Raw genomic sequence first — 25,553 nt, 5'->3', positions numbered from 1 at the left:
AATTTGCAAAGGAGTAATGAACAGCCAATAGACTCAAAATAATGTCCTGCCAACTATGCCTGAGTATAGTTGGCAGGACGTTATTTTGAGTACGCCAACCTGAGAAATTCAGGTCCTTTGACAGCAGTCATAGCCAAAAAGGTTTCCCGAACAACGGCTGACAGGCCTGTTTCCCTATTCGGTCAACCACAGATGGATTTAACGCATTGCCGGATACCATTGAGGTTGATACCTTCCTTTTTCAGCCTTTCTTCAAACTCTTTGGAGAGGTTTTTTTCACTCAGCAAACAAGTCAGCAGGCGGCACAAATCCTCTTTTCCGGTCGTGCCACGGGGCGGCTGGTACGGTTGATTTCCTCCCGCCCATACGGCTGCCGTAGCCGACTGTTCGCGGGTAAAAGGCACACCACGCCAGGTAACCCCCCTGGCCATGAACCGGGCATAATATATCCCGGCAGTCGTAGCCTGGGTAGTAGCCTCAAAAAGGCCTGGTTCAACTTCGTTTAGGGGCAGCGTAATCAATGAGTTTCCGGGGCGGGTTAGTTCCACCTGCGCCTGCGCCCGGTGTTCAACCGGAATGCCGTACTCCGTCAGCGTGGTCTGGAACGTCAGCGTAGCACCCGGCTCGTAGCCGTTCTGGCCCGACCTAGCCGACATTCTCAGGTTCGAGTAGGTATCGATGACAACACTGTACCGTGCTCCGTGCGTGGCAAATGCCTGAAACCGCTCATCCTTCCGGCGACGCATGACCGAAAGTGTTTTCTTGAAGTCGTCGTCGTTCACCCGCAATACTACCTGCCAGACACCCGATTGCTGACCAGCCCCTACGGCCACTGGCAGGGTGAAGCGGTAGTATTTGTTCTGCGTACCCACGATGTAGGAAATCCCCAGTCCGGGCGCATCGGCGGGCCTGATGAGTTTACCATCCGGCGTTTCGAGGTAAAACTCAACCACGTTCTCATCCAGCATCAGCAGGGCAGTGCAGTCAATATCGGCTTCATTCAGCCGGAAGGGAATACGAACTTCGGTGCCGGGGGCAATGGAACCGGATGGGTCGAGGATAATACTATTGTTGGTAACGCCCGACAGAATCTGCTGGAAGTACTTTCGCAGCCGGAAATAATCGTCAATGGAGGCACTGAGCAGGCCCGTCAGCAGCAGATACCCGCCCGTATTTTGCGTCAGTGCCCGGAGTGCCGTTGTATTCACCTGGCTTTCGTTACCCAACCCAATGGCAAATGTCCGGTTATCGATGGACCCCGTTACATCGGCTATCCATAGCGGGTCATTCTCCAGACCGTCGGTCAGCACAATCATTGCCTTACGGTCGTAATCGCCCATCGGCAGCGCATTAAGTATCTGACGCGCCCGGTCCACGCCATCACCCACCGATGTATTACCCGCCGGATTGACGGTATGGGCATTGGCAGCCGCAATGGCGGCCACCCGGCCCGGATTGATGTCGTTGGTAGTGATTGGGGTTACGGGTAGGCCCGGAAATGTCGGGTCATTGACGGCGTAGGCATTATGGTCGAAGCGAATTAGACCAACCCCGTTGTTTTGCGGAATCAACTCCATGAACGTACGGGCAGCATCTTTCAACACGTCGATTCGGCTCACGCCCGATGTACCGGCTGGCCAGGCCATACTGCCCGACTGATCGAGTGCCAGCATGACCGCTACTCTTGGCCGGCTAATGGCGTTGGCTTTCAGTACGAAGGCAAACTCTTTGCCATTTTCAGGGCATTCAAACGTAACTGAACCATCGGCTACCGGAACCATAGCCGCCCCGGCCGTGAAGGCCAGCCAGATACGAACATCTACGTACAGATTGGCCCCGTGATGGCCTACGACGTTTCCCGAAGCGGGATGTATGATGGAAAAAGGAACTGCCGGACCAGCGCCCGCTTTTACCCGGACGGTCACGTTGCCGCAGCCATAAATCCGAAAAATGGCGGCTCGTACCGCCGTTTCTCCCGTTGGTACATCGTTGAAGTTGACCACGGGCGGCAAGCCGCTGTTGAGTACCTGTACTAGCGGAATGGCCGTATCGTTGGTATCGTAGCAGGGTGGAAAAACGATGGAGGGGTGCTTGTAGTTACGGGCAATGCCCTGGCTTTCGGGAGCCGCCCAGGGGCGGGCATCATTGAACTCGCCGTGCCCCGAAGACCAGGGTTCTATGTTGTGATTGACGTTCTGAATATGGCCTGAAACCAACACATCCAGGTTGGCTTCGGACCCATATACGGTGGCCGGATCGACTCGTTCCAGATGGGTCGGGTTGGTTTGCCATTTGGCAAAAAGGCGGTCAACGTTGGAGTGTAGCAGAAACACAAACGGATCGCGAAAGGAAATATGCTGCCCGCCCATATTCACGAAGCCGTGCATGGCATCGTGCGAGGCTTCCAGTAAATTCCTCATCACCGCATAATCGCCAGCCGTAATTACGCCATTGTCGCTGCCAATGGGCGATCCATTCACCGACCGGTTAACCGCCACCGGAGGATCGGCAGCCGTTCCGCCCACCCCGTCCCGGTGCGGATTGGCACCCGGCACATAATAACCGGCGGTCTGCCAGGGGGCGCCAATCAAATTAAGGGAAGCCCCTCCATATCCCATAAAATCAGCGGAAAATAGATTCAGTGTGCCCGTTACACCTCCGCCCAGATTGGCATTGGGAATGCTGCGGGGGTCCTGGGTCCAGTCCCAATAGTGCATCGACAACTGGGGGTTTATCAGCCTCAGTTGTGATTCCATATAGTTGACAACCTCCCGGTGCCAGGGTAGGAATTCCGGGCCGCGATGCACGTGAGTAGCCTGGTGTATTTCGTCCATTTTGAACCACCAGCTAACCCCACCGGGTAGGGCATCGTTGCGGGAGCCAGGATATTTTCGCTGGTTTAGTTCAATAAGTGCGTCGCGGAGCATTGCCCGCTCTGCCGGGTCCACATGCGCAATGTTGCGCCGGATACCATCGCCAAGTGCCATATGTGTAGGGATTTAGGTGCTTTTTATAGCCCTACAAATAGACAAGATAACCTTCTGATAATCAACAGTATTGATACCGATCTTGTCAGGTATAAATACGGCTTTGGCTACACCGTGTAAAAATACGTGGTTGGTCAATACTCCAGAACGGGCCTGTTGAATACGATACCCGCGTGTATCCTGATCGCACCCGTTATCTTCTATTTCATGCTTCGCTTCAGCAACTGTGCGTTCAAAGCCACGATGACCGTACTCGCACTCATCAACACGGCACCGATGGCCGGACTAAGCACGAAGTGCGGATACAATACCCCGGCTGCCAGCGGAATGGCAATGACGTTGTACCCCGTCGCCCACAGCAGGTTCTGAATCATTTTACGGTACGTCGCTTTGCCAAACTCGACAAGGTTGGTAATGTCGGTGGGTTTGCTGTTGACCAAAATAATGTCGGCGGTTTCGGCGGCTACGTCGGTGCCGGACCCCACGGCAATGCCCACGTTGGCCTGGGCCAGAGCCGGGGCATCGTTCACACCATCGCCGGTCATGGCCACAAACTGACCATCAGCCTGTAAGTCTTTCACGATTTTTACTTTCTGATCGGGTAGTACTTCGGCAAATACGCCGTCCAACCCCAGTTCTTTCGCTACTGAATCGGCTACCTGCCTGTTGTCGCCGGTGGCCATATAAACCTTGATACCCGATTCCTGCAAGCGCCGTACGGCTTCCTTTGAATCGTCCCGGATGCGGTCGGCTAAGGCTACGTAACCCGCCAATTGGTTATCAATCAGCACGAATACGACCGTTTCGGCTCCGTTGCCGAACGCGTCTTTCGGCTGTTCGATATTTTTCTCCTTCAAATAGCCGGGGCTAACCACCAGCACTGGCTGTCCATTTACCGTTGCCGATACGCCTTTGCCCGTAATGGACTGGAAGTTGCTGATTGCAGGCAATGACAGTTCCCGCTTTTTGGCTTCCCGTACAATACCCTGCGCAATGGGATGCTGCGACTGCTGCTCCAAAGCTGCTACTGTGCCGAGGAGTGTTTTTTCGCCAACCTTTGCGTCCAGCACGCTTATTCTGGTAACGCCAAACTCGCCTTCGGTCAGCGTACCGGTTTTGTCGAAGACCATCGCCGTAATCTTGCGGGATTCTTCAAAAGCCGTTCGGTTGCGAATCAGTAGTCCTTTCTGGGCTGAGATTGCCGTCGAGATGGCCACCACCAGAGGAATGGCCACGCCCAGCGCGTGGGGGCAGGTCGTTACCATCACCGTCACCATCCGCTCCACGGCGAAAGCCACATCTTTACCGCCCCACAACCACGCAACAAGCGTAATGAAACCAACCGACAAGGACAGCAGCGTAAGCCAGCCAGCCGCCCGGTCGGCCAGGTTCTGGGTCTGGGATTTAGCCGTTTGTGCTTCTTCCACCATTTTGACTACCTTGTTGAGGTAGCTATCGGCACCCTTGTGTGTCACCCGGATTTTAAGCGACCCTTCGCCATTAACGGCTCCGGCAATCACGTTGTCCTTAACCCCTTTCTGAGCCGGGACACTCTCGCCTGTTAGCATACTTTCGTTTACGGCACTACTGCCTTCTACTACTTCTCCATCCGTCGGGATGCGTTCCCCGGGGCGAACCAGTACCGTGTCGCCTTTATTGAGGGTATCCACCTGCACATCAGTAATGGTCTGGCCATCTACTTTATGCGCTTCGGAAGGTAGCATCTGTACGATCAGTTCGAGGGAGCGCGAAGCCCCCGCCACCGATTTCATTTCGATATAATGACCCAGCAACATGATGTCGATCAGTGTAGCCAACTCCCAAAAGAAATCCATACCCCGCAACCACCCCACCGATACCGCCACGCTGTACACATAAGCGGTTGTCACAGCAATGGCCACGAGGGTCATCATGCCCGGCTTCCGGGTGCGTAGTTCGCCAATCATACCGGTTAGAAACGGCCAGCCACCATACACGTAGATGATGCTGGCCAGGCCAATGACAATCCAGTTGCGCCCGACAAAATCCAACTCGTAACCGACCAGATTCTGGAACATCATGGACAGGGCAATGACCGGCACCGACAGAGCAATACACACCCAGAACCGGCGCAGGAAATCGGCAATCATAGCCCCATGGTCGTGTCCACCGTGGTTCATTTTGCTGTGGTCCATTGCCCCGTGGTTCATTTTGCTGTGGTCCATTTTGCCCGTATCCATACCGGTGCCGCCCTTATGCGGCTCAGGATTGTCTGGTCCGCTGTGTCCATCGTGGCCAATGTGCTGGAGGGCTTCCTGCTCCGCTGGTGGCTCTACGTGCTGATAGGGCGTTGCTTTGGGCGCATCTGCCATGTTCTGATGCGCCGGGTCGGTAGTTGGCGTAGTCTTGTCAGGATGTTGCTGTTTCATCATATTAGCGGAATTAATCAAATTGATTATCAGACTATTAAACTATTTTTTCCTGTTAAAGGAACGGTATCAGGTATAACACCAAAAGCAGCAAAAGGGAACCAGGAATGGAAATCTTGCAACGATGTTCCTGAATTTTGTAATCGTCGCGATTATCACAACCTTAGTTTCGTTTGTTTACCAAAGAAGCAAAGATGACTAATGACTATCAATCCAGAAGAAACGGCACAACTACGAATTCGGGGCATGGTATGCGCCCGCTGCATCGATGTCGTGCAGACGGAGCTAAGCCATTTGGGGTTTGAGGTAACGGACATTGACTTAGGAAACGTCGCGTTGCGTGGAACTATAGATGAGCACGACCTCACCCGTATTGGTCAGGTGCTGACCAAACAGGGGTTTAGTCTGATTCAGGACCAGAAACCCACCGTTCACCAACTTGCCAAAGCCTTCATAGATGCTTACTTCGGGCAGGCTGATTTGAGCGAATCCAAAATCGAATCGCCGAACCGTCGGCTGTCGGCCCAGCTTCACGCCGATTTAGGACTGGAGTACGACACAATCAGCAGTCAGTTTGCCAAAGCAGAAGGCATCACCTTGGAAAAATATATCATCAGCAAGCGCATCGACAAGGTGAAAGAGTGGCTGGTGTATTCCGATAATACCCTCACCGATATTGCCTACCGTACTGGATACAGCAGTGTACAGCATCTCTCGAACCAGTTTCGGCAGGTGACGGGCCTCACACCCTCCTATTTTCGGCAGGTCCGGCAGCAGAAACTGGCGTTACAGCAACAGGCTGCAACTTGAACCAGCCAATCAGACTTATTTCGTACTCGATGGAGCAGGCCCAGCTAAAATCTCGTAAGCAGGCCGGGTAATTGTGTAACGCATCCGGGGGCCGGTATGCCGACCTTTGTCGTATAAATTCTGAACCTTATGGTACCCAACGATATAGAACAGCTCATAACCTCGCCTAACGCCAAAACAGGTAGCGAAAAACGAACGCACCAAACGTTTCCGGTGCTGGAAATGACCTGTGCGGCCTGTGCGGTCAGCGTCGAGTCGATGCTCGGCAACACGCCGGGTGTGGCAAAAGCGACGGTCAACTACGCCAACCAGTCGGCTACGGTGGACTATGACCCGGCGGTCATAACCCCCGCCGGTATGCAACAGGTATTGCAGGGCATCGGTTATGATTTGGTGGTCGATGTGGAAGACCCCGGCCAGGTGCAGCAGGAAGCGCAGCAGCGTCAGTACGAAGCCCTGAAAAAGCGTACGATATGGGCGGTTTTACTATCGGTGCCGGTAGTGCTGATCGGGATGTTCTTTATGGGTTCGGTTCCGTATGCCAATTACATGATGATGGTGCTGTCGGCTCCGGTGGTCTTCTGGCTGGGCCGGTCCTATTTTGTGAATGCCACAAAGCAGGCCCGCCACGGCAAAACGAATATGGATACGCTGGTGGCCCTCTCCACCGGCATTGCATTTTTGTTCAGTGCCTTCAATACGCTGTATCCGCAGTTCTGGACGAGTCGCGGCCTTGAGCCGCACGTTTACTTCGAAGCGGCTGCGGTGGTGATTGCCTTTATCTCCCTGGGTAAACTCCTCGAAGAACGGGCCAAATCAAATACCTCGTCGGCCATTAAAAAACTCATTGGTCTGCAACCCAAAACGGTACGCATCGTTGAGAACGGTACAGAACGCGAACTCCCCATTGCGCAGGTGCAGGTAGGTCAAGTGATTGTGGTACGGCCCGGCGAAAAGATTCCGGTGGATGGGCTGGTTGAGTCGGGTGAGTCGTTCGTGGATGAGAGCATGATTTCGGGGGAGCCGGTGCCGGTGGTCAAATTGGCCGGGGCGGAGGTGTTTGCCGGGACTATCAACCAGAAAGGGTCATTCCGATTTGCGGCCCGAAAAGTAGGTGCTGATACGTTACTGGCCCAGATTATCCGGCTGGTGCATGAAGCCCAGGGCAGCAAGGCACCGGTACAGAAACTGGTCGATAAAATTGCTGGTATCTTCGTGCCGGTCGTTATCGGTATCGCCATCCTGACGTTTATTGGCTGGCTAATTTTCGGGGGTGAAAACGCCTTTACGCACGCCCTGCTGACTTCAGTTACGGTGCTGGTGATTGCCTGTCCCTGTGCGCTGGGGCTGGCCACGCCCACGGCCATCATGGTTGGTGTGGGCAAAGGAGCCGAAAATAACATCCTTATCAAAGATGCCGAAAGCCTCGAACTCGGCTATAAAGTGACGGCGGTGGTGCTGGACAAAACCGGCACCATTACCGAAGGCAAACCCACCGTGACGGACCTGACGTGGTTCGTTGCCGATACCGACGTGCCGGGGCTACAACCCGTGCTGTACGGTCTGGAAGCGCAGTCGGAACACCCGCTGGCCGATGCAGTCGTGGACCGGTTGAAAGCTGACGGCATACAGGGAACTACGCTAACCGGATTCGAGAGTCTGACGGGTAGGGGCGTAGCGGGCCGGTATGCCAACAAAACGTACCTGACTGGTAATGACCGGCTGATGACGGAACGCGGTATTGCTGTACCCGCCGATGGGCAGACCCTGGCGACCCGTTGGCGCGGGGAAGCCAAAACGGTGGTGTATTTTGCCGATGAAACGCGGGTACTGGCCGTACTCGCCATTGCCGACCCAGTGAAGGAAACATCACGCGAAGCCATTCAAACGCTGCAAAACCGGGGCATTGCCGTGTACATGCTCACCGGCGACAATCTCCAAACCGCCCAGGCCGTTGCTGAAGCCGTCGGTCTGACCAATTACCGGGCCGAAACCCTGCCCGCCGACAAAGCCGATTTCGTGAAGGAATTACAGGCCACCGGACAGGTAGTAGCCATGATTGGCGACGGTATCAACGACTCTCAGGCATTGGCGCAGGCCGACGTGAGTATTGCCATGGGTCGGGGGTCGGATATTGCGATGGACGTGGCCAAGATGACGCTCATCACCTCCGATTTGAACAGCGTACCCAGAGCCCTGCAACTTTCTAAAAGGACGGTGCAGACCATCCGCCAGAACCTGTTCTGGGCGTTTATCTATAACCTTATTGGCATTCCCATTGCCGCCGGATTGCTGTATCCCATCAATGGTTTTCTGCTCAGCCCCATGATTGCCGGGGCTGCCATGGCACTCAGTTCCGTATCCGTCGTGACCAATAGTCTGCGGCTGAAATCCGTTAAGCTGTAATTACTCAAGACTCGTTGTCCTGAGTGCTTCTAATTTTTTTTAGTTAAACCAACAAAAACCACGTTTATGGAAACTTTGAATTTCAAGACTGACATCAAATGCGGTGGCTGCGTGGCCGCCGTTACCCCTTATCTCAACGACATCGAACAGTTAGATGGCTGGAACGTAGACACCAATAGTCCAGATAAAATTCTAACCGTTCAAACCACCGACAATCGCGTTGGCGATACGGTCAGAAAAGCCGTTGAGCGGGCCGGTTATAAAGCGGAACCGATGCCACGACCGTAGCAGGAATTTTCGTAATCCACTGGCCAGAAGCCGCTTTGCCTATCAGGTGAAGCGGCTTCTACTTTATTAGGCCCATGCTACCCGCCAAATATTCTGTTATCCAGCCGGGCAATCTTACAAAAACCCTATTTGATACATGGGGTTCAATGAACAGTATCAAACTATTTATCAACTCAACACGATGAACGTAACTTTTCTGGTCAGGGGCATTGGTGTTATTGGTTTTGGAAAGTTCTGTTCCACGAATTGGTTTGCCTGCCTTCCTGCGTCGAATAAAGCGAGACTGCCTCCAACGCATTTAGTTACAGAATTTAACCGGCGTATTGTAGAATTTATGGTTACTGCTCCTTTCTGCTTTTCAGCGTGTTATAGTAGTAACAATCACAACGTTATACCATGATATCATCACTAAAACGAATTAATCTTCTTTTGATTAACGGGCTAGTAAACAGAACACTTCTTCAGAAATATGTCGGCATCCTACTTATTATCAGTGGCTTTGTTCCCGATTATAGCTTCGCACAAACTGCCGATAGTTTACTGAATCAGGAATACACACTTACCATCCGTAAAGAAACCGTGAACCGGGCCGGAAAAGAGGTAACCGGCATGACCATCAACGGGGGAATCCCCGGCCCCACCATCCGGTTTAAAGAAGGCGGTAGGGCGGTTATTTACGTAAAAAATGAGATGGACGTGGAAACCTCCGTTCACTGGCATGGTCTGCTGGTGCCTAACTTCTACGATGGAGTACCTTATCTCACGACCCCACCCATCAAGCCGGGCCAAACCCAGAAGTACGAATTTCCGCTGAAGCAGTCCGGCACGTACTGGTATCATGGTCATACCCAACTTCAGGAACAAAGTGGTGTATATGGCTCCATTGTGATTGAGCCGAAAGAAAAAACGCTGGACTACGACAAAGAACTGGTGCTCGTACTGTCGGATTGGACTAATCAGAAGCCTATGAACGTGCTGCGAAACCTGAAGCGGGGGAATGAGTGGTATAACATTCGTAAAGGGACGTCCACACCCCTAAACCGGGTTATCCGGCGCGGAGCCTTCGGTGCCCAGCTGAACTTCTGGAAACAGCGCATGGAAAGCGCCGACATTGCTGATATTTATTACAATGCCTTTCTGGTGAACGGTCAGAAGACGCAGGAGTACCCGGATTTCAAACCGGGAGAACGGGTGCGGGTGCGGTTTATCAACGCATCGGCCTCCTCCCAATACTGGCTGACGTTCGGGGGAGAAGACCCGCTGCTGGTAGCCGCCGACGGGCTGGATGTAGTGCCCGTAAAACACAATAAAACCTTTATTGCCATTGCCGAAACGTATGATTTCATTGTCATGATTCCACAAAGTGGGAAGCTGGAGATACGCGGGTCGGTGCAGGACGGTTCGGGGCAAACGTCGGCTTTTCTGGGGCAGGGGCCCATCGTAGCAGCTCCGGATGTACCCCGGCCCGATAAAATCGGGATGATGCAGCAGATGGCGAAGATGGATATGCGGATGGGTGCTCCGGCCATGAAACTCGACCCTGACCATGAAGAGCCCCAGAAGCTGATGGAAAACTGGGGCATGAAAATGGGCAAAAAGAAGGGAATGGCAGGTATGGCTGGCATGAACCATTCGACCAAAAAATCAACCATGGCCGGTATGGAAAAGTCAGAATCTATGGATATGTCGGGCTCTATGGCTGGTAAATCCATGCCGGGCAAAACTATGCCGATGGATTCGATGAATCACGCCGGAATGAACCATGGACAAGCGGATGCCCAAATGGATAAAATGCCCATGAACATGAATCACGAAAAGATGGGCGATATGGCTGACATGAAAATGGACGCTGATACGGGTAAGATGAGCATGGATAAGAAAATGCCGGGCAAATCCATGCCGGGCATGACTATGTTTGCTCAGTATAACTACGACTACCTGAAATCGCCCGAAAAGACCATCATTCCTACTGATGCCGGAAATCAGCGCCCCGTCCACAAAATTCTACTTAACCTGACGGGCAATATGTGGCGATACATCTGGAGCATGAATGGGGTGCCGCTATCAGAAGCGGACAAAATCAAAATAAAACAGGGGGAGGTGGCCCGTATTACCATAAACAACCTGACCATGATGCACCACCCGATGCACCTGCACGGCCATTTTTTTCGGGTTCTTAATAAAAACGGCGACTATTCTCCGCTAAAGCACACCGTGAACGTGCCCCCCATGCAAAAAGTGGTGATTGAGTTTGACGCAAAAGAATATGGCGACTGGTTTTTCCACTGCCACGTGCTATATCACTTGGTGGGCGGTATGGGCCGGGTGTTTAGCTACGATACCCTCCGCGACCCGCGCCTGAAGGGCTACCCGCTGACCAAACTCACCAACGAAGGCAATCATTTTTACACCTGGGGCGTAGCCGATGTGGCCTCCCATATGACCCAGCTCAATCTGGTATCGTCCAATGTTCGGAATCAGTTTAATGTTATGGGTGTGCGGGGATGGAACAAACGCTTTGAAGCCGAGGTGTCCTACGAGCGGTATATCTACGACTACTTCCGGGTGTTTGTGGGCGTAAATGCCGAAAACGAACGACAGTCCCAGCCCAACGAAATTGTCACGACGGCCATAGCGGGGGTTCGTTTCCTGACTCCCTATCTGTTTAACCTGGATGTGCGGATCGATAGTCGGCTGCGGCCCCAGATAAGTCTGAGCCGCTCCATCATGATTTTCCCGCGTACAATGCTGTTTGGTGAGTACGAGTATCAGGCTGATTTTGGCTGGACCAAGCGACCACCCCGCGAAGGTGAAACCCCGGCTCAGGCCAGCGCGTACCGGCAGGAAGTGACCTGGTCGGCGGGCATCGAATATTTTTTATCCCGCAATATGTCGCTGATGGGCAGCTACGCCAACCGCTTTGGGGTGGGCGGAGGGGTAACCATGCGCTTCTGACGAATACTGCACGTTTATAAAAAAGGCCATTCCCAGTGGGCTATGGCCTTTTTGTTATTTATCCATGCGAGCTAGAATGGCTTTCATCTGCGCGATTTCGCGTTCCTGAGCGTCAATAATATCCCGGGCCAGTTTCTGCACTTCGGGGTCTTGCAGGTTAGCCTCCCGGCTGAACAAAATGGCCGACGAATGGTGGGGAATCATGCCCTGCATATACTGACGGTCGCCAACAAACGTCTGGGTTCTGACCAGTATCAGTACAATAATAAACGTAGCGATACTGCTGCCGAAAATTAGGGCATTCATGCGTTTGTCTTTGTACATCGACCCCATGAATCCCAGCATGATCATCGCCATTAGTGCCACCATCAACGCGGCCATGTAAAGCCTGGTTAAGCCGATGTATACGTGGCTGAAATCGGCCACGTTCAGGTACATAACGCTCAGCATAACCACAAATGAGACGGCCAGCATCAGGGCAAATTTCCGGTAACTTCCCTGTTGCATTTTTTGCATATCCTTTGGGTTCGATTCAGTTATATTCATACAAATTGATTGGCTTACGTGTCCCTGTATAACTCCTACAGATGGGGTGAGTTTTTACAAGATTTCGCTTTTAACTTACAGAATTTTTAGTCATTAAAATGGTAGAACCTAAAACCGGCGTATGATGAGTTTGGCAAAACACGGTTGATTGGGCAATTCTATTTTTAATCCTTTTTCGATGTCTACTGAGTCGTTTTCTCCATTGATCGATAGCTATAAACACAACCCAGATCTTGTCTATCAGAGCTGGTTTCTGCATAATGAAGACCGCCTGAAAGCGTTTCGCTCCATCCGACGCGGAGTGCTGCAGGTCATCAGCGATATCAAAGACGGGACTTTTCCTAATGATTTCAAGGTCGGACCGCCGATGCGGTAGTTCGCTGGAATTTGTGCTAACCTGTATCACTGAACAGTAACAAGTTTTCGAGGGAGCATCACATCCCTTTTACTGGAAACCGAAACTACATATCCCGGATATTTATGAGAATCAGGACCACAAGCGATACTTCGGGCAGTTTCTGGAATGCTGCCTGAAAGCGACTAAACCCGAAACTATCATTCGGGAGATTGAACGGCTGGATGCCTATAAAATAAAAGGACTGGGACCCGCCGTGGCGAGTATCCTCTATTTTCTTCATCCCACGTGGGTACCCCCTTTCAATACAGCTATCATTAATGGCTATAACCGGCTGTTTAATGAACGGCGCAAGCTGGGTTCCTGGACTGAGTATCTGGCCATTCGGGAGAAGTTGCTAGCTGTCAACAACAAGTATTGCGCCAGCTTATCAACTGATTTAGGGGCATTGTCGGGGCTATTGTTTGAAATTGGAACGGGTAATCTATTGGTGCCCGGTCTAGCCGATCAGCCCGTTGAGGAACGTGAAAAAATCCAGAAACAGATTGAGAAACGACATCAGAAAGTAGTGGATGAGCAGCGGGAAGAGCAAACGCACAGCGAAATGCAGTTTCATTTGCTAACGATCGGTCGGGCGTTGGGATACAATGTGGTAGCGGCCCGTAATGATATGTCACGTTAATATAACGGCAATTTCTTTTCATTCCTGAGTTTACCCAGTCTGCCTCCGTTGCCCGTACCGGGCGAAACGAGTCAAACCATTAGCCTGATTGATGTAATGTGGTTAGACAAGGCGACTGGCCATATTGTCTGCGCCTTTGAAGTAGAAAAGAGTACCTCTATTTATTCAGGCATTCTGCGACTAACCGACCTGGCCAGTTCACTACCCAATCATGCGACAGTGCTCTACTTAGTTGTGACGGATAGTCGGCAGAAAGAGGTTGAGATGCAACTAACCCGACCATCTATTCGGCAAACGAATACCTCTATTTATTACATACTGATGTCAGCGTTACGGACCCATTGCGATGCCCTCTGTAAACTTGGGGATAGCCATCTCATTCTGGAAAAGATTGCCTGCACCGTTAACTAAATCAGATGATTGCAGCAGCAGTACATTAAATCGATAAAAAACCAGTTTCAGATTCAAATAGAGCGGCTTTTTAGTCTGATAAATTTTTTTGGAGTTGGAATCGGATGGCTGAGCGGCCAACCTTCCGCGACGGTGTACCTTGTTGAAGACCGGAAACTAAAACCTAACCATTCTCTTTTACAGCCTCGCCAGCCCAAGCCGGAATTTAACGTTTAAATGAATAAATTTGGGGTTGACCCGTCCTGATTTGTGTTAACCGTTTGTCCAATCCTGAAAATAAGCGGTCTGCCGTAGCGGTTGTTATCTTTTAGATGAGTAATGGATAGTCAAAATTAGTCCTAATAGGGGAGGGTTGTCGAATTGAATACCAAATCTCCATCACCTATTTTTTGCGGCCCCGATTCGAGGCAAATATTACACAATATGACCCGCGTTGGCCCGCTGTATAATGCTCATCGGAGTCTCCTCACGATGATGTTGGCATCAACCCGGTATGTATGACCCGCATCAGCTACCCGGCTGATGCAGATCATACGGTAGCCTTCGCCGACGAACTACCTTTGACCCATACTTATTTAGCAAACCAATTTCTTATGAAAAACGCAGCGAGCATACTCGTAATCAGTCTATTGATTGGAATCGGCAGTGTACAGGCTCAGACCCCAGCCAAAACAATGATGCACAAGCCCGGACAGATGAAAGACAACGGCATGACCCATGATTGTGTGGTAATGAAAGACGGCAAGATGATGGTGATGCAGGGCGAAAAGATGATGCCGATGACCAAAGAGATGACCATGACCGACGGCACCAAATGCCTGACCGATGGCACCTGTCTCAAAAAAGATGGCTCCAAAATGACCATGACCAATGGGCAGTGCATGATGATGGATGGGAGTATGACCACAATGGACAAAATGATGAAGGGCGGTACGATGAAATCGGGCCACAAAATGAACAAGGCCAAATCGTAACCTGTACAGTCAACAATCCAACGAAATAATGTCCCTGTATCAAGATGACTGACCTAAAACCAGGTATGTTTATGGCGCCAGTTATCGCCCTGATAGCCATCGCGATACTGTACAACCATTTTCTAAAGAAAGCGCCCGACAAACTACTTTTCCGGCGATTTGTCGGTGCAGTAGCCGGTTTGTCATTTCTGCTGAACTATGCCTGGGAAATAGGTCATTGCCCGTTATATACAGTTTGTACGTATGATCTGTCGCACTTTATCTTTCTGGCGTTAGCCTCGTTGGCTGATGTCATAATGGTCGGTTTACTTTATTTTGGTTTCGCATTGATCCACAGGAATGGCCTTTGGGTAATGAACCTGACGGCTTCCCGGGTTTTTTGGTTGATGATAGCGGGTGGTGCCGGAGCCACCCTATCGGAGATAGCCCATTTAGTCGCCGGAAATTGGGCATACACTGATCGCATGCCCATCATTCCCGGCATTGAGGTAGGACTTACGCCCGTTTTGCAATTTGCGATACTGCCTGTCTTGATTTATAGTCTGAGTAACTTACTCGCACTCAAATTCTATGCGACTTCCCATTGAGCAAAAGTCTATAAAGGTGTATACGGATAGGAAGCGGGTCAGTATCCATTACTTTTTTGTGGGCGCCGGCGCCGGGGGATCTGCTGATGATTTTACCGATACAGTAGATACCCTTTTCTATACCCTGGCCAGTTCCAGCCGGAACCTGATTGTTAAATGAACAACTTCGATCTATCACGTAACAATTCCTGGGTGGTAAATTCACCAGCCTTCTCTGGCTATTAATAAAGCGTTAACTTGAACAACCAGCAGGAACAAGCCTGCTGATGATAGCCTACGGAAACCGGCTCGACTAGAATCGATTAAAACTTTAGATTCTGTACCCGTACTGCATTCAGGATTGCCAGCATTGCCACGCCAACATCGGCAAAAACGGCCTCCCACATCGTGGCCAGACCGCCCGCGCCCAGCACCAGGACAATGCCCTTGACTACCAGCGAGAGCGTAATGTTCTGCCAGACGATTCGGCGCGTGGCCCGACCAATCTCGATGGCCGTAGCAATTTTGGCTGGTTCGTCATTCTGAATAATAACGTCGGCCGTTTCGATGGTCGCGTCGGAGCCCAGGCCGCCCATCGCCATGCCTACGTCGGCCAAGGCGACGACCGGTGCGTCGTTCACACCATCGCCAACGAAGGCCAGCTTTGCCGGGCGACGCTTCGTCTTTGCGTTACCCGCCAGCTCCGCCTTGAGCCGTTCGACCTGGGCTACTTTGTCTTCTGGCAGCAGGTCGCCGTGCCATTCGTCGATACCCACCTGCTTTGCCACAATCTCGACCACCGCCGATTTATCGCCCGACAGCATGACGGTGCGGATACCCTCCGCTTTCAGGCGTTTAATGGCCTCGGCTGCGTCGGGCTTCACCTCGTCGGCGATGGTAAAATAGCCCGCAAACTGACCGTCGATGGCTGTCATCACAATCGTGAACGGAATCTGGGTCAGGGCCTCATCGAACGGGACGTTGAACTTACGGAGCAGTTTGGCATTACCGGCCAGCATTTCCTTACCGTCGACCCGTCCTTTCAGGCCGTGCCCGGCAATCTCTTCTACGTTTTGGACCGCTATTGTTTCGTAGCCCGTACCTGCATACTCGATAATGGCCGTGGCCACCGGGTGGGTCGATTTACTTTCCAGGGCGGCCACCAAGCGGGCCAGTTCGGGCGCATCGAGATTCCTGGGTTTTACCTCCTGTACCTTAAAAACACCTTTAGTGAGCGTACCGGTTTTGTCCATAACGACCGTTTTTAGCTGGGTCATCAGATCCAGAAAGACGGAACCTTTGAATAAAATACCCTGCTTCGAGCCAGCCCCGATACCCCCGAAATAACCCAGGGGAATAGAAATCACCAGCGCACACGGGCAACCAATGACGAGGAATACCAAGCCCCGGTAGAGCCAATCCTGAAACTGATAGTCCGGAACAATGAAATACGGTACTACCGTGATTAGCAATGCCAGGGCGCAGATGGCGGGGGTATAAATCCGGGCGAAGCGGGCGATAAATTCCTGGGTCTGCGCCTTGCGGCCCGTGGCCTGCTGCACCAGTTTGAGAATGCGCGACAGTTTAGAGTCTTGGTAGGGCGTGGTCACATCCATCTCCACCAGCGACTGCCGGTTGATCATTCCCGCCAGCACCGCTTCCCCTTTCGCAATGGTGCGGGGTACGCTTTCGCCCGTCAGCGCGGCCGTGTCGAAGGTGCCGTTATCGGAACGCATCGCGCCATCCAGCCCTACTTTCTCCCCCGGCTTTATCTGAATGACATCGCCAACCCCAACGGTGGCAGCCTTGACGGTCTGCGCCTGTCCGTTGCGCAATACGGTCACCTCATCGGGCCGCACGTCAAGCAGGGCCTTGATGGAGCGACGCGCCCGCAGCACGGCCGCATCCTGAAACAATTCTCCAATGGTATAAAATAGCATGACTGCCACGCCTTCGGGGTATTCCCGAATGGCAAACGCGCCAAGAGTAGCCACACCCATCAGGAAAAACTCGGTGAACACGTTACCATTGCCAATGCTACTCACCGCCCGGCGCAATACCGGCCAGCCTACGGGCAGGTAAGCCAGTACGTACCAGCCAAGCCGCCACGGGTCGTTGAACCACCGGGCCACCGGACCGTTTTTCGCGTAATAGTCGAGCGCAATACCGGCCAGCAACAGCACCAGGCTGATTACGGCCGGGGCATACGTGCGCCAGTCCTGATCCGGACCTTTCCTGGTCGGGGCCGCTCCGGCGGCTGTCGCAGTCGTGCCTTCCTTGCTTAATTCGACGTCGTCACTTTCGTCGTGGTCATGATCATGGTCGTGAGCCATTGAGGGGTCAGAGTTTAATGAAAAAGATGAGAATGCCGAAGGCAATCAGAATGCCGCCAGTTATGCGTTTTTCGTAGTGCTCGAGCCAGTGCGAATCCACCGCACCGGCGGACCGGCCGGGCCAGTTTACGCGCGCCAACCCCCGATACGATACTGCCGTTAGCCCCACCATGCAGGCAATGGTCACGACGGTATAGCTGACGGCCAGCGTGGCGATGGCGGTCCAGCCCAGAGTGCCGGCCGTGAAAAAGAATGTTTCGATTTCCAGACAGGGCGAAAAAAGCATCGCTACCGACAGCGTCGTAATGATGGTTAATTTTGAGCGACCCTTCAGTCCTTTCGGCACGTGTTGGTGGGGCGATCCGGCATTGGCGTCGTGCATCGCAAAGTAAACCAGCCCCATGAACACTAACAGCAGCGATGCGATCAGCCGGGTCTGCTCTTCCATCCGCTCGGATACTTCCATGCCGATGGTCCCGATCACGATGCCCAGCACAACCGTACTCAGCGTATGAAAGAAACCGCTCAGGGCTACGACGCCCAGCGTTTCCCGTTCTGACCAGCCCTCGGCCCGGCCAATCAGCACGACCGGTAGCCAGTGGTTAGGAATGGCTCCGTGAACGGATCCTAATAAGATGCTGCCAATCAGTAAGTTCCAGAGCATCTAGTTGTTTTTTGACTATACATTATTTCAGTTGTGCCACTTTTTTGGATTTAGTACGAGTCGTTCTGGTCGAAATAGCACCAGCACAATCCCCGGTAACACCAGCGAGAGTAAAAGGCCGTACAGATAACTCGACTGCCCGTGAATTCAGGCAATGGCCCACCACAGGTGCGGCAAAGCGAAGTGCGGACCGAATTTCCCCCTGCTGGCTGGCCTCGATGTGCTCCCAAATCAGCGTTTCCGACGCAATTCCGGCTTAACTGTGCTCCAGTCCAGCACAGCGTTATACCAGTAACAACATCGAATAGCATACATAGTTTGCTCCCACAATGGCCAGACCCACTCACGTAAACGCATCTTCCGGCAAACTAATGGCCCGAGCGAAATATCGTGTGGTGAAGCCCCGGCTTTGGACTACCTGAAAAGTTTCCCGCAGGTGGGAGAGCACGCTTTTAAGTAGTAGTCCCTTTTGTCAGGTATTGTCATGCCTGCTCATTTATTGGTAAATAGCTGACTGTGGTTTGATTACGATTGATGACTGCCAGACGACAATACCTGACTACGAATGACAACGTACGTAAGGAACCTACCATGAATGGGCTTAAGGATTTGCTCTACAGGTCGAAGTACGACAACGGTGTATGCAACCTGTAGTCATAAAGAAGGTTATGTTGATTTAATCAATTACGTGCGAAGGGCGTTATTGCAAGTGGGGGAAAGCCTGCTTTTTAATCCCGGGAAGGGCTTTCTCGCGACAACGCATTCGGTATTGAATGATAGCCGATGACAGGATCGTCAACAGACCAATAACTAAGACTGAGGCATTCAGGCCCAGCCAATCCGCAATAAAGCCCGTTAACAGGGCGCCAATGGCATAGCCTAAATCGCGCCATAGGCGAAAGATGCCAATAGTTTCTGCCCGCTGGGCCGGGTGGGTAAACCGGGCAATTGCCGTCAGAAAGGTGGGATACACCAGAGCGGTACCAATACCCAGCAGTGCCGATAAGCCCAGAAATGAAGCATAGGAAGCTACCCACAGCATGGCAATCAGGGCCAACCCCTGAAGGAGCATGCCCCAAACGAGCATGGTTTTTGGGCACACGTAATCCGCCAGCTTTCCCGTACCCAACTGGCCAACACCCCAGAAAGCCGGGTAAACAGCCACTATGGTACCGATCTGTTCCAGGGTAAAGCCTTTGGTCGCCAGTAGTACCGGAAACAGGCCCCAGACCATACCATCATTGAGATTATTGACTAAACCCGCCTGCGTTATCGACCCCAGATTACGATCCCGCCAGGTTGTCTCCCAAAAGATATGCTGCCGTTTGTGCTGCTTACTGGACGAACCTTCCAGATCCGCGTGACGACGGGTATCGTTTACCCAGAGCCAACTGGCCCCCAAGCCTATGACCGAAAAGGCGATCCCCAGGTAAAAGGGATATGGTTGAAGGCCGTAGCGGGACGCGATCCATCCCGTAGCAAAAGCTGAAAAGGCCACCGCCAGATAGCCGGCTGATTCATTGAGACCCATCGCCAGCCCCCGATTCTTTTCGCCGACTAAATCAATCTTCATCACCACCGTGGAGGACCAGGCCAGGCCCTGATTGATTCCCAGCAGCACATTGGCCATGATTACCCAGTTCCAGCTATCGGCCCACATGAGCATGAAAGGTACCGGCAAGCCAAACAGCCAGCCCACAACGAGTAGGTTTTTACGGCCCATGCGGTTTGCTAAACTGCCTGCGTAGTAATTGGTCAGCGCCTTGGCAATTCCGAAGACAACAATAAACGTTAGGATAGCAGAATGGGCCTCCAGACCGAAGACCGTTTCGGCGAGCCGGGGCAGGATAGTTCGTTCCAAGCCGATCATGCCGCCAACAAAGGCCGTTATCAATACCAGCAGAGAAAACTGACCCCAGTTTTGGCGCAAACCCAGTTGGATACTCATGGAGTCAGTGTAGTTTTGGTGAGTACTTCAGCCGTAACATAGAGAAAATCAATCGATTAAGGGCTTGTTTTTTGTTCATCCTTCTCAAAATGGCTGGAGTATGGCTACGTAAATGTCGTCAACTGGTTGTTGAGGAGTCATAAAAGAAAGCGGGTTCATGATCATATTCAGATCATCCGCAAATAACGGGCAACCCACGTATTTTCCAGTCCGGAAACCCTTCGTCGAGTCGGGCAGCCCGGTACCCTTTGCTTTTTAAATAGGCCACCGCTTCGTCAGCAAACACGCAAAAAGGCCCCCGGCAATACGCAATAACCTCCTCACCAGTGGGCAGACCTTCCAGCTTCTGCCCCCATTCGCCAGGCGGAACAGAGAGGGCATTCGGAATATGACCCATCCGATACTCTTCAGCGGGCCTGACGTCTAATAAGATAACTTCGTCACGCTCTAGTTTACCAATCAGTACATTCAGGGAAATGCCTTTCAACGCGCCCTGACCGGTTCGATAGTCCCGGATTACCTTTTCGACGTCGGGCAGTTGACTAATACTTAAGCCGCGCAGTGCTTGCCAGACCGCAAACACATCGGCATTCGCCAGGGTGTAGAACATATAGTGCCCCTGTTTACGAATCGTGACCAGACGGGCCTGTTTGAGAACCTGGAGGTGCTGGGAAGCATTGGCAATCGATACATCGATTTCGGTGGCAATCGCTTCAACCATTTTCTCCCCCTGCGCTAACAGGTCGATAATTTCCAATCGATGGGGGTTCGCCAGGGCTTTAGTCAACTGACCAATACCACCATAAACCTCATGTTTAAACTCTCTTTTTTCCACAAAACAGATCTGGATGTAAATGATGAAGGCAAAGATAATCTTTTATTCAATTATTCAATAGTTTAATTGAATAATTGAAGAACCTACATGTCCTGAAAACAAGTGGAGGTTTAATTGAACGCATTTTGGGTTGACACGTCCTGGAAAGTGTTGACCGTTTGACCCGTCCTGAAATCGAATGATTGTGCCGGTCTCATTGAATACTCGGGATAAAACATAGCAACGATACTGAAAGGTTGAGAAGGTTGATTTGTGTTGTCGTTAACCTGTTCTGTACTGTAGTAGAGTCAATCCGATTTGGCTGCGCAGTAACCAGAACCCCCGTTCAGATGTTACTGAAACGTTACATCCTTACAGATTAAATGAGCAATGAGACTTATAATTAAGTATTTGCAGGGGATTTTCGATGGTAAATTTGAGTATAGCCTGCTCCAGGAACTGGTGGAAGCAGGCCAGTACAAACGGGCACCCGTGGGCACCTACCTGATTCGGCCGGGGGAATACATCCGCTCGGTTCCTATTATTGTCAGCGGCTCGGTCAAGATCATGCGATCGGATCAGGAAGGCCGTGAAGCGCTGTTGTACTACCTGGGCGGGGTTGACACCTGCGCCATGTCGCTAACCTGCTGCCTGAGCAGAAAGCAGAGCGAGATTACAGCCGTTGTAGAGGAAGAGACCGAAATGATTGTCATTCCGGTCGAAAAAATAGACGCCTGGATGTGTCAGTATACCAGTTGGAAACAGTTTATTTTCCAAACCTACCAGAAGCGGTTCGATGATCTGCTCAGCACCATTGACGAGGTGATGTTTCACAAACTCGATGAGCGCCTGCTGGCCTACATTCAGAAGAAGGTGACGAGTTGTCAGTGCAGTGAACTGGCGATTACCCACGAAGAAATTGCGCATGAGCTGGCCACCTCCCGTGAAGTGATTTCCCGGCTACTCAAGCAGCTGGAAAAAATCGGTCAGATTAAATTGATGCGTAACAAAATAGCCCTCGTCGGCTAATTTTGACCTGTGTAACTTTTGTCACGGATAGTGAGACGGTAAGGGTCGTACTTCGCTTAAAATATGAACGAGTATGACTTCACTACAACTGGTAGGCTTCTTAGCCTCTATTCTAATCGGGGTTAGTCTGGGACTGATCGGCGGTGGCGGCAGCATCCTGACCCTACCGGTACTGGTGTATCTGCTGGGGTTCAATCCGGTCATTTCCACGGCCTATTCGCTGTTTGTGGTTGGCACTACCTCCCTGGTTGGCTCCGTCAATTACATGCGGCATCACCAGGTCAATTACAAAGCGGCCTTATTATTCTCCATCCCTTCTTTTCTGGCCGTTTACCTGACCCGCAAATACCTGATCCCCAACATTCCGGACCCGGTCTTTACTACCACGTCGTTTGCGCTGAGCAAAAACGTGGCCATCATGATCTTTTTCGCCCTGGTGATGCTGGCCGCGTCGATCAGTATGATCCGGGACAAAAAAACACCCGATCAACAACTGGCCGGTTCGCTGAATTTTAACCTGCCGGTGATCGCGCTCGATGGGGTGCTGGTAGGTCTGCTAACCGGTATTGTGGGGGCCGGTGGTGGTTTCCTGATCATTCCGGCGCTGGTCCTGCTGGTTCGGTTGCCCATGAAAATGGCCGTTGGTACGTCGCTGCTCATCATTGCCACCAATACCCTGATCGGTTTCTGGGGCGGGACGGCCAATACCGTGATCGACTGGTCATTTTTGCTGAAGTTCACCGCTATGTCCGTTATGGGCATCCTGCTGGGTACCTACTTGTCGCAGTTCATTCCGGGCCAGAAACTCAAAAAAGCGTTCGGCTGGTTTGTGCTGGTCATGGGCGTCTACATCATCGGCCGGGAAGTTTTTTTATAAGCCTGCATGGGTGATAAAAGTCACTGATTCCCGATTGTTCACCGGCTACTTTTGGCTATTCTATTTCTAGTTACTAATCAACGTATCGTTATGTTTTTCCAGCAAATTTACGACAAGACTCTGGCACAGGCCAGCTACCTCATTGGCTGTCAGAAGACGGGTGAGTCCATCGTTATCGACGCCAAACGCGATGTCGATACGTACCTCGACATCGCCAAACAGAACGGCCTGCGCATTACCCAAATCACCGAAACCCACATCCACGCCGACTTCCTGTCGGGTTCCCGCGAACTGGCAGCCCTCACCGGTGCCACGCTGTACCTGTCCGATGAGGGCGGTCTGGACTGGCAGTACGAATTCAATCATGTGGGCCTGAAAGATGGCGATGTAATTACCGTTGGCAACCTTACTTTGACGGTGATGCACACACCGGGCCACACGCCCGAAAGCATCAGTTTTCTGCTGGTCGATAAACCGGCTTCATCGGCACCTGTCATGTTGTTTACCGGCGATTTCGTATTTGTGGGCGATATTGGCCGGCCTGACCTGCTCGAAAAAGCGGCTGGTCTGGTTGGCACACAGGATGCCGGTGCCCGGCAGATGTACCAGTCCATCCAGCGGTTCGAAGCTTTGCCCGATTTTCTTCAGGTTTGGCCGGGGCACGGTGCCGGGTCGGCCTGCGGTAAGGCACTGGGCGCCGTGCCCAGCACAACGGTGGGCTACGAGAAGATCCGGAACTGGGCGTTCCAGCACGAAAACGACCCCAAAGGCTTTGTGAACTACCTGCTGGCGGATCAGCCGGAGCCACCGAAGTACTTTGCCATGATGAAGAAGCTGAACAAAGTGGATCGTCAGCTGATCACCCAGGTGCCCGTTCAGAAGAAGCTGACGGCCGAAGAAGTAAAGGAAGCGCTGGACCGTGGCATTAAGCTGATCGATACCCGGAACAAAGTGGCTTTTGCCGACGGATTTGTTACGGGCAGTATCAACATCCAGGGCAACAACGCCTTTGCTACCTGGATGGGCTGGTTCATAACGTACCAAGAGCCATTTATGCTGGTGGCCGATGAGTCAAAAATCGATGACCTGACCCGTAAACTGATGCGTATCGGCCTGGACAATGTCTATGGGTTTGTTACCGATGTGGCCTCGCTGGGAATCGATCTGCAAAAGGCCGACGTCATCGGTATTGATACATTCAAAACTTACCTGGACCGCGACGATGCGCAGGTGGTCGATCTGCGCGGTGCCTCAGAATATAAGAGTGGCCACGTAGAAGGAGCCGAGAATATTTTCGTAGGTAGCCTGCCCCAGCATCTTGACAAGATCAGTAAAGACAAGCCGGTGGTCATCTACTGCCAGGGGGGCGACCGCGCTACCATTGGCTATTCGCTGCTGGTTCGCAATGGATTCTCGAATGTAAAAAACTATTCGGCCAGTATGAATGAGTGGATGAACAAAGGAAATCCGGTTGTGACCGAAGAACTCGAGGCAACCGTCTGATGCTTCGGAAACGGGTTGTATATCCTGCAACCAACTCATTATTGACCCTTTACGCATTCACTGGATGCGTAGAGGGAAATGACCACCTACCATCTGCCCCATGAAAACCGATTGCTTTCAACTTGTTCCCGATCTGGTGGGTAATCAGGTAGAAACGGTTCGTCAGCACATGAGAAATCTGAAGGGCGTCTTCTCGGTGCAGGTTGATGGGAACTGGGCAACGATTATGATTCAGCATACCCCCACCCTCAGCCGCCGGGCACTGGCGGGCGAACTGCTCCGACTAGGCTGCCTGAGAGCCCCTGGCCCCTATCCAGGAGTGGATGAATCCGTTTGAACGGGCAATTGACTTAAACACAAATAACGAGATGAACGACCAACCGACTCCGATACCCTGCTTTGGTGATAAGCGTGGACGAAATCAAACGGACACTCATTACTCTCCAGACCGCTACCGAAAACAAATGCTCGATGCCGCTCAACTGGAAACCGGGCGACCGGGTCATTCTGCCGACACCCAAAACGGTTGAAGCCCTGGAAGAGCGGATACATGGTGACCTGGAGATGGTAGACTTCTACCTGGCCACAGAAACGCTTTAAGGGTTACGTATAAAGGATTACCGTTAGTAATCTGAACTTCCACCTGATAAAATACACAAGACAATGCCCGAATCAGTAGCAACCGGAATGCCGTACAAAAACGTACCTGCGTCCGAATTCAACCAGTTAATGGCCAATCGTGCCGACGCCATTTTACTCGACGTACGCACACCGTCCGAAATCCGTCAGCAATCCCTCGGGGCGGATATCTCCCTTGATTTTAACCAGCCAGACTTTGCCGAACAGGTGGCGAAACTGGACAAATCCAAAACGTATCTGGTGTATTGCCGGAGTGGCAACCGGAGTGGGCAAGCCTGCCAGCTCATGAATCAGCAAGGTTTTACGGATGTGTATAACCTGGATGGCGGGCTATTGAACTGGCCCTATTAACCACCGT

General features: G+C 52.0%; 22 protein-coding genes. 15 read left to right on the top strand and 7 right to left on the bottom strand.

What is annotated here, in order from left to right:
- Positions 1-182 precede the first annotated feature (182 nt).
- Positions 183-2,987, bottom strand: coding sequence for a tyrosinase family protein (locus tag B157_RS0119250; RefSeq protein WP_020604942.1), 2,805 nt, complete (start codon positions 2,985-2,987; stop codon positions 183-185).
- A 200-nt stretch (positions 2,988-3,187) separates the two neighbouring features.
- Positions 3,188-5,398, bottom strand: coding sequence for a heavy metal translocating P-type ATPase (locus B157_RS0119245; RefSeq protein ID WP_020604941.1), 2,211 nt, complete (start codon positions 5,396-5,398; stop codon positions 3,188-3,190).
- Positions 5,399-5,596: 198 nt separating this feature from the next.
- Between B157_RS0119245 and B157_RS0119240 the strand changes: the two genes are divergently transcribed.
- From B157_RS0119240 to B157_RS0119225, 4 genes are all read left to right on the top strand, one after another.
- A complete protein-coding gene (locus tag B157_RS0119240) occupies positions 5,597-6,205 on the top strand; it encodes a helix-turn-helix domain-containing protein (RefSeq protein WP_020604940.1) in 609 nt (202 codons plus the stop codon).
- 129 nt (positions 6,206-6,334) lie between these two features.
- Positions 6,335-8,611, top strand: coding sequence for a heavy metal translocating P-type ATPase (locus B157_RS0119235; RefSeq protein WP_020604939.1), 2,277 nt, complete (start codon positions 6,335-6,337; stop codon positions 8,609-8,611).
- 66 nt (positions 8,612-8,677) lie between these two features.
- Complete coding sequence (locus B157_RS0119230) at positions 8,678-8,899, top strand: heavy-metal-associated domain-containing protein (RefSeq protein WP_020604938.1); 222 nt, start codon at positions 8,678-8,680, stop codon at positions 8,897-8,899.
- Between the two features lie 396 nt (positions 8,900-9,295).
- Entirely contained in the window at positions 9,296-11,854 is a 2,559-nt protein-coding gene (locus tag B157_RS0119225) for a multicopper oxidase domain-containing protein (protein ID WP_020604937.1), read from the top strand.
- A 54-nt stretch (positions 11,855-11,908) separates the two neighbouring features.
- On the opposite strand, the gene B157_RS0119220 is transcribed toward B157_RS0119225, so the two are convergent.
- Entirely contained in the window at positions 11,909-12,400 is a 492-nt protein-coding gene (locus B157_RS0119220) for a DUF305 domain-containing protein (RefSeq protein ID WP_020604936.1), read from the bottom strand.
- A 611-nt stretch (positions 12,401-13,011) separates the two neighbouring features.
- On the opposite strand from B157_RS0119220, the gene B157_RS40570 reads away from it, so the two are divergent.
- From B157_RS40570 to B157_RS38390, 5 genes are all read left to right on the top strand, one after another.
- Positions 13,012-13,437, top strand: coding sequence for a hypothetical protein (locus B157_RS40570; protein WP_026308806.1), 426 nt, complete (start codon positions 13,012-13,014; stop codon positions 13,435-13,437).
- 48 nt (positions 13,438-13,485) lie between these two features.
- Positions 13,486-13,848, top strand: a complete 363-nt coding sequence (locus B157_RS40565; protein ID WP_026308805.1) for a hypothetical protein — start codon at positions 13,486-13,488, stop codon at positions 13,846-13,848.
- A gap of 593 nt (positions 13,849-14,441) precedes the next feature.
- Positions 14,442-14,822, top strand: a complete 381-nt coding sequence (locus tag B157_RS35760; protein WP_041952204.1) for a DUF6799 domain-containing protein — start codon at positions 14,442-14,444, stop codon at positions 14,820-14,822.
- Between the two features lie 71 nt (positions 14,823-14,893).
- On the top strand, positions 14,894-15,409 hold the full coding sequence (locus tag B157_RS0119185) for a hypothetical protein (RefSeq protein WP_245565147.1): 516 nt from the start codon (positions 14,894-14,896) through the stop codon (positions 15,407-15,409).
- Positions 15,393-15,569: a hypothetical protein gene (locus B157_RS38390; protein WP_020604931.1), complete on the top strand. Its 177-nt coding sequence runs from the start codon at positions 15,393-15,395 to the stop codon at positions 15,567-15,569. Before B157_RS0119185 ends, B157_RS38390 begins: the two co-directional genes overlap by 17 nt.
- 142 nt (positions 15,570-15,711) lie before the next feature.
- On the opposite strand, the gene B157_RS0119175 is transcribed toward B157_RS38390, so the two are convergent.
- From B157_RS0119175 to B157_RS0119160, 4 genes are all read right to left on the bottom strand, one after another.
- Positions 15,712-17,721: a heavy metal translocating P-type ATPase gene (locus B157_RS0119175; protein WP_020604930.1), complete on the bottom strand. Its 2,010-nt coding sequence runs from the start codon at positions 17,719-17,721 to the stop codon at positions 15,712-15,714.
- A 7-nt stretch (positions 17,722-17,728) separates the two neighbouring features.
- On the bottom strand, positions 17,729-18,385 hold the full coding sequence (locus B157_RS0119170) for a hypothetical protein (RefSeq protein WP_020604929.1): 657 nt from the start codon (positions 18,383-18,385) through the stop codon (positions 17,729-17,731).
- Positions 18,386-19,085: 700 nt separating this feature from the next.
- Entirely contained in the window at positions 19,086-20,333 is a 1,248-nt protein-coding gene (locus B157_RS35755; protein ID WP_020604928.1) for an MFS transporter, read from the bottom strand.
- A 172-nt stretch (positions 20,334-20,505) separates the two neighbouring features.
- Positions 20,506-21,168: an ArsR/SmtB family transcription factor gene (locus B157_RS0119160; protein WP_020604927.1), complete on the bottom strand. Its 663-nt coding sequence runs from the start codon at positions 21,166-21,168 to the stop codon at positions 20,506-20,508.
- A gap of 369 nt (positions 21,169-21,537) precedes the next feature.
- Here B157_RS0119160 and B157_RS0119155 point away from each other — a divergent pair, with 369 nt between their 5' ends.
- The 6 genes from B157_RS0119155 to B157_RS0119130 all read left to right on the top strand — a co-directional run bounded on the left by B157_RS0119155 (position 21,538) and on the right by B157_RS0119130 (position 25,546).
- The gene (locus B157_RS0119155; protein WP_020604926.1) at positions 21,538-22,176 is read left to right on the top strand and encodes a Crp/Fnr family transcriptional regulator; all 639 of its coding nucleotides are present in this window, start codon (positions 21,538-21,540) and stop codon (positions 22,174-22,176) included.
- 73 nt (positions 22,177-22,249) lie between these two features.
- Positions 22,250-23,053, top strand: coding sequence for a sulfite exporter TauE/SafE family protein (locus tag B157_RS0119150; RefSeq protein WP_020604925.1), 804 nt, complete (start codon positions 22,250-22,252; stop codon positions 23,051-23,053).
- Between the two features lie 90 nt (positions 23,054-23,143).
- Positions 23,144-24,556: an MBL fold metallo-hydrolase gene (locus B157_RS0119145; RefSeq protein WP_020604924.1), complete on the top strand. Its 1,413-nt coding sequence runs from the start codon at positions 23,144-23,146 to the stop codon at positions 24,554-24,556.
- A gap of 100 nt (positions 24,557-24,656) precedes the next feature.
- Positions 24,657-24,893 (top strand): hypothetical protein, encoded by a 237-nt coding sequence (locus B157_RS0119140; protein WP_020604923.1) that lies wholly within the window; start codon positions 24,657-24,659, stop codon positions 24,891-24,893.
- 65 nt (positions 24,894-24,958) lie between these two features.
- Positions 24,959-25,156: a peroxiredoxin gene (locus tag B157_RS38385; protein WP_245565153.1), complete on the top strand. Its 198-nt coding sequence runs from the start codon at positions 24,959-24,961 to the stop codon at positions 25,154-25,156.
- 63 nt (positions 25,157-25,219) lie between these two features.
- Complete coding sequence (locus tag B157_RS0119130; RefSeq protein WP_020604921.1) at positions 25,220-25,546, top strand: rhodanese-like domain-containing protein; 327 nt, start codon at positions 25,220-25,222, stop codon at positions 25,544-25,546.
- The last annotated feature ends 7 nt before the right edge of the window (positions 25,547-25,553 follow it).

Source organism: Spirosoma spitsbergense DSM 19989 (genome assembly GCF_000374085.1).
In the GTDB taxonomy this organism is placed as follows: domain Bacteria; phylum Bacteroidota; class Bacteroidia; order Cytophagales; family Spirosomataceae; genus Spirosoma; species Spirosoma spitsbergense.
The sequence above is the reverse complement of the archived record's forward strand: the minus strand, read 5'-3'. Positions and strand labels throughout refer to the sequence as shown.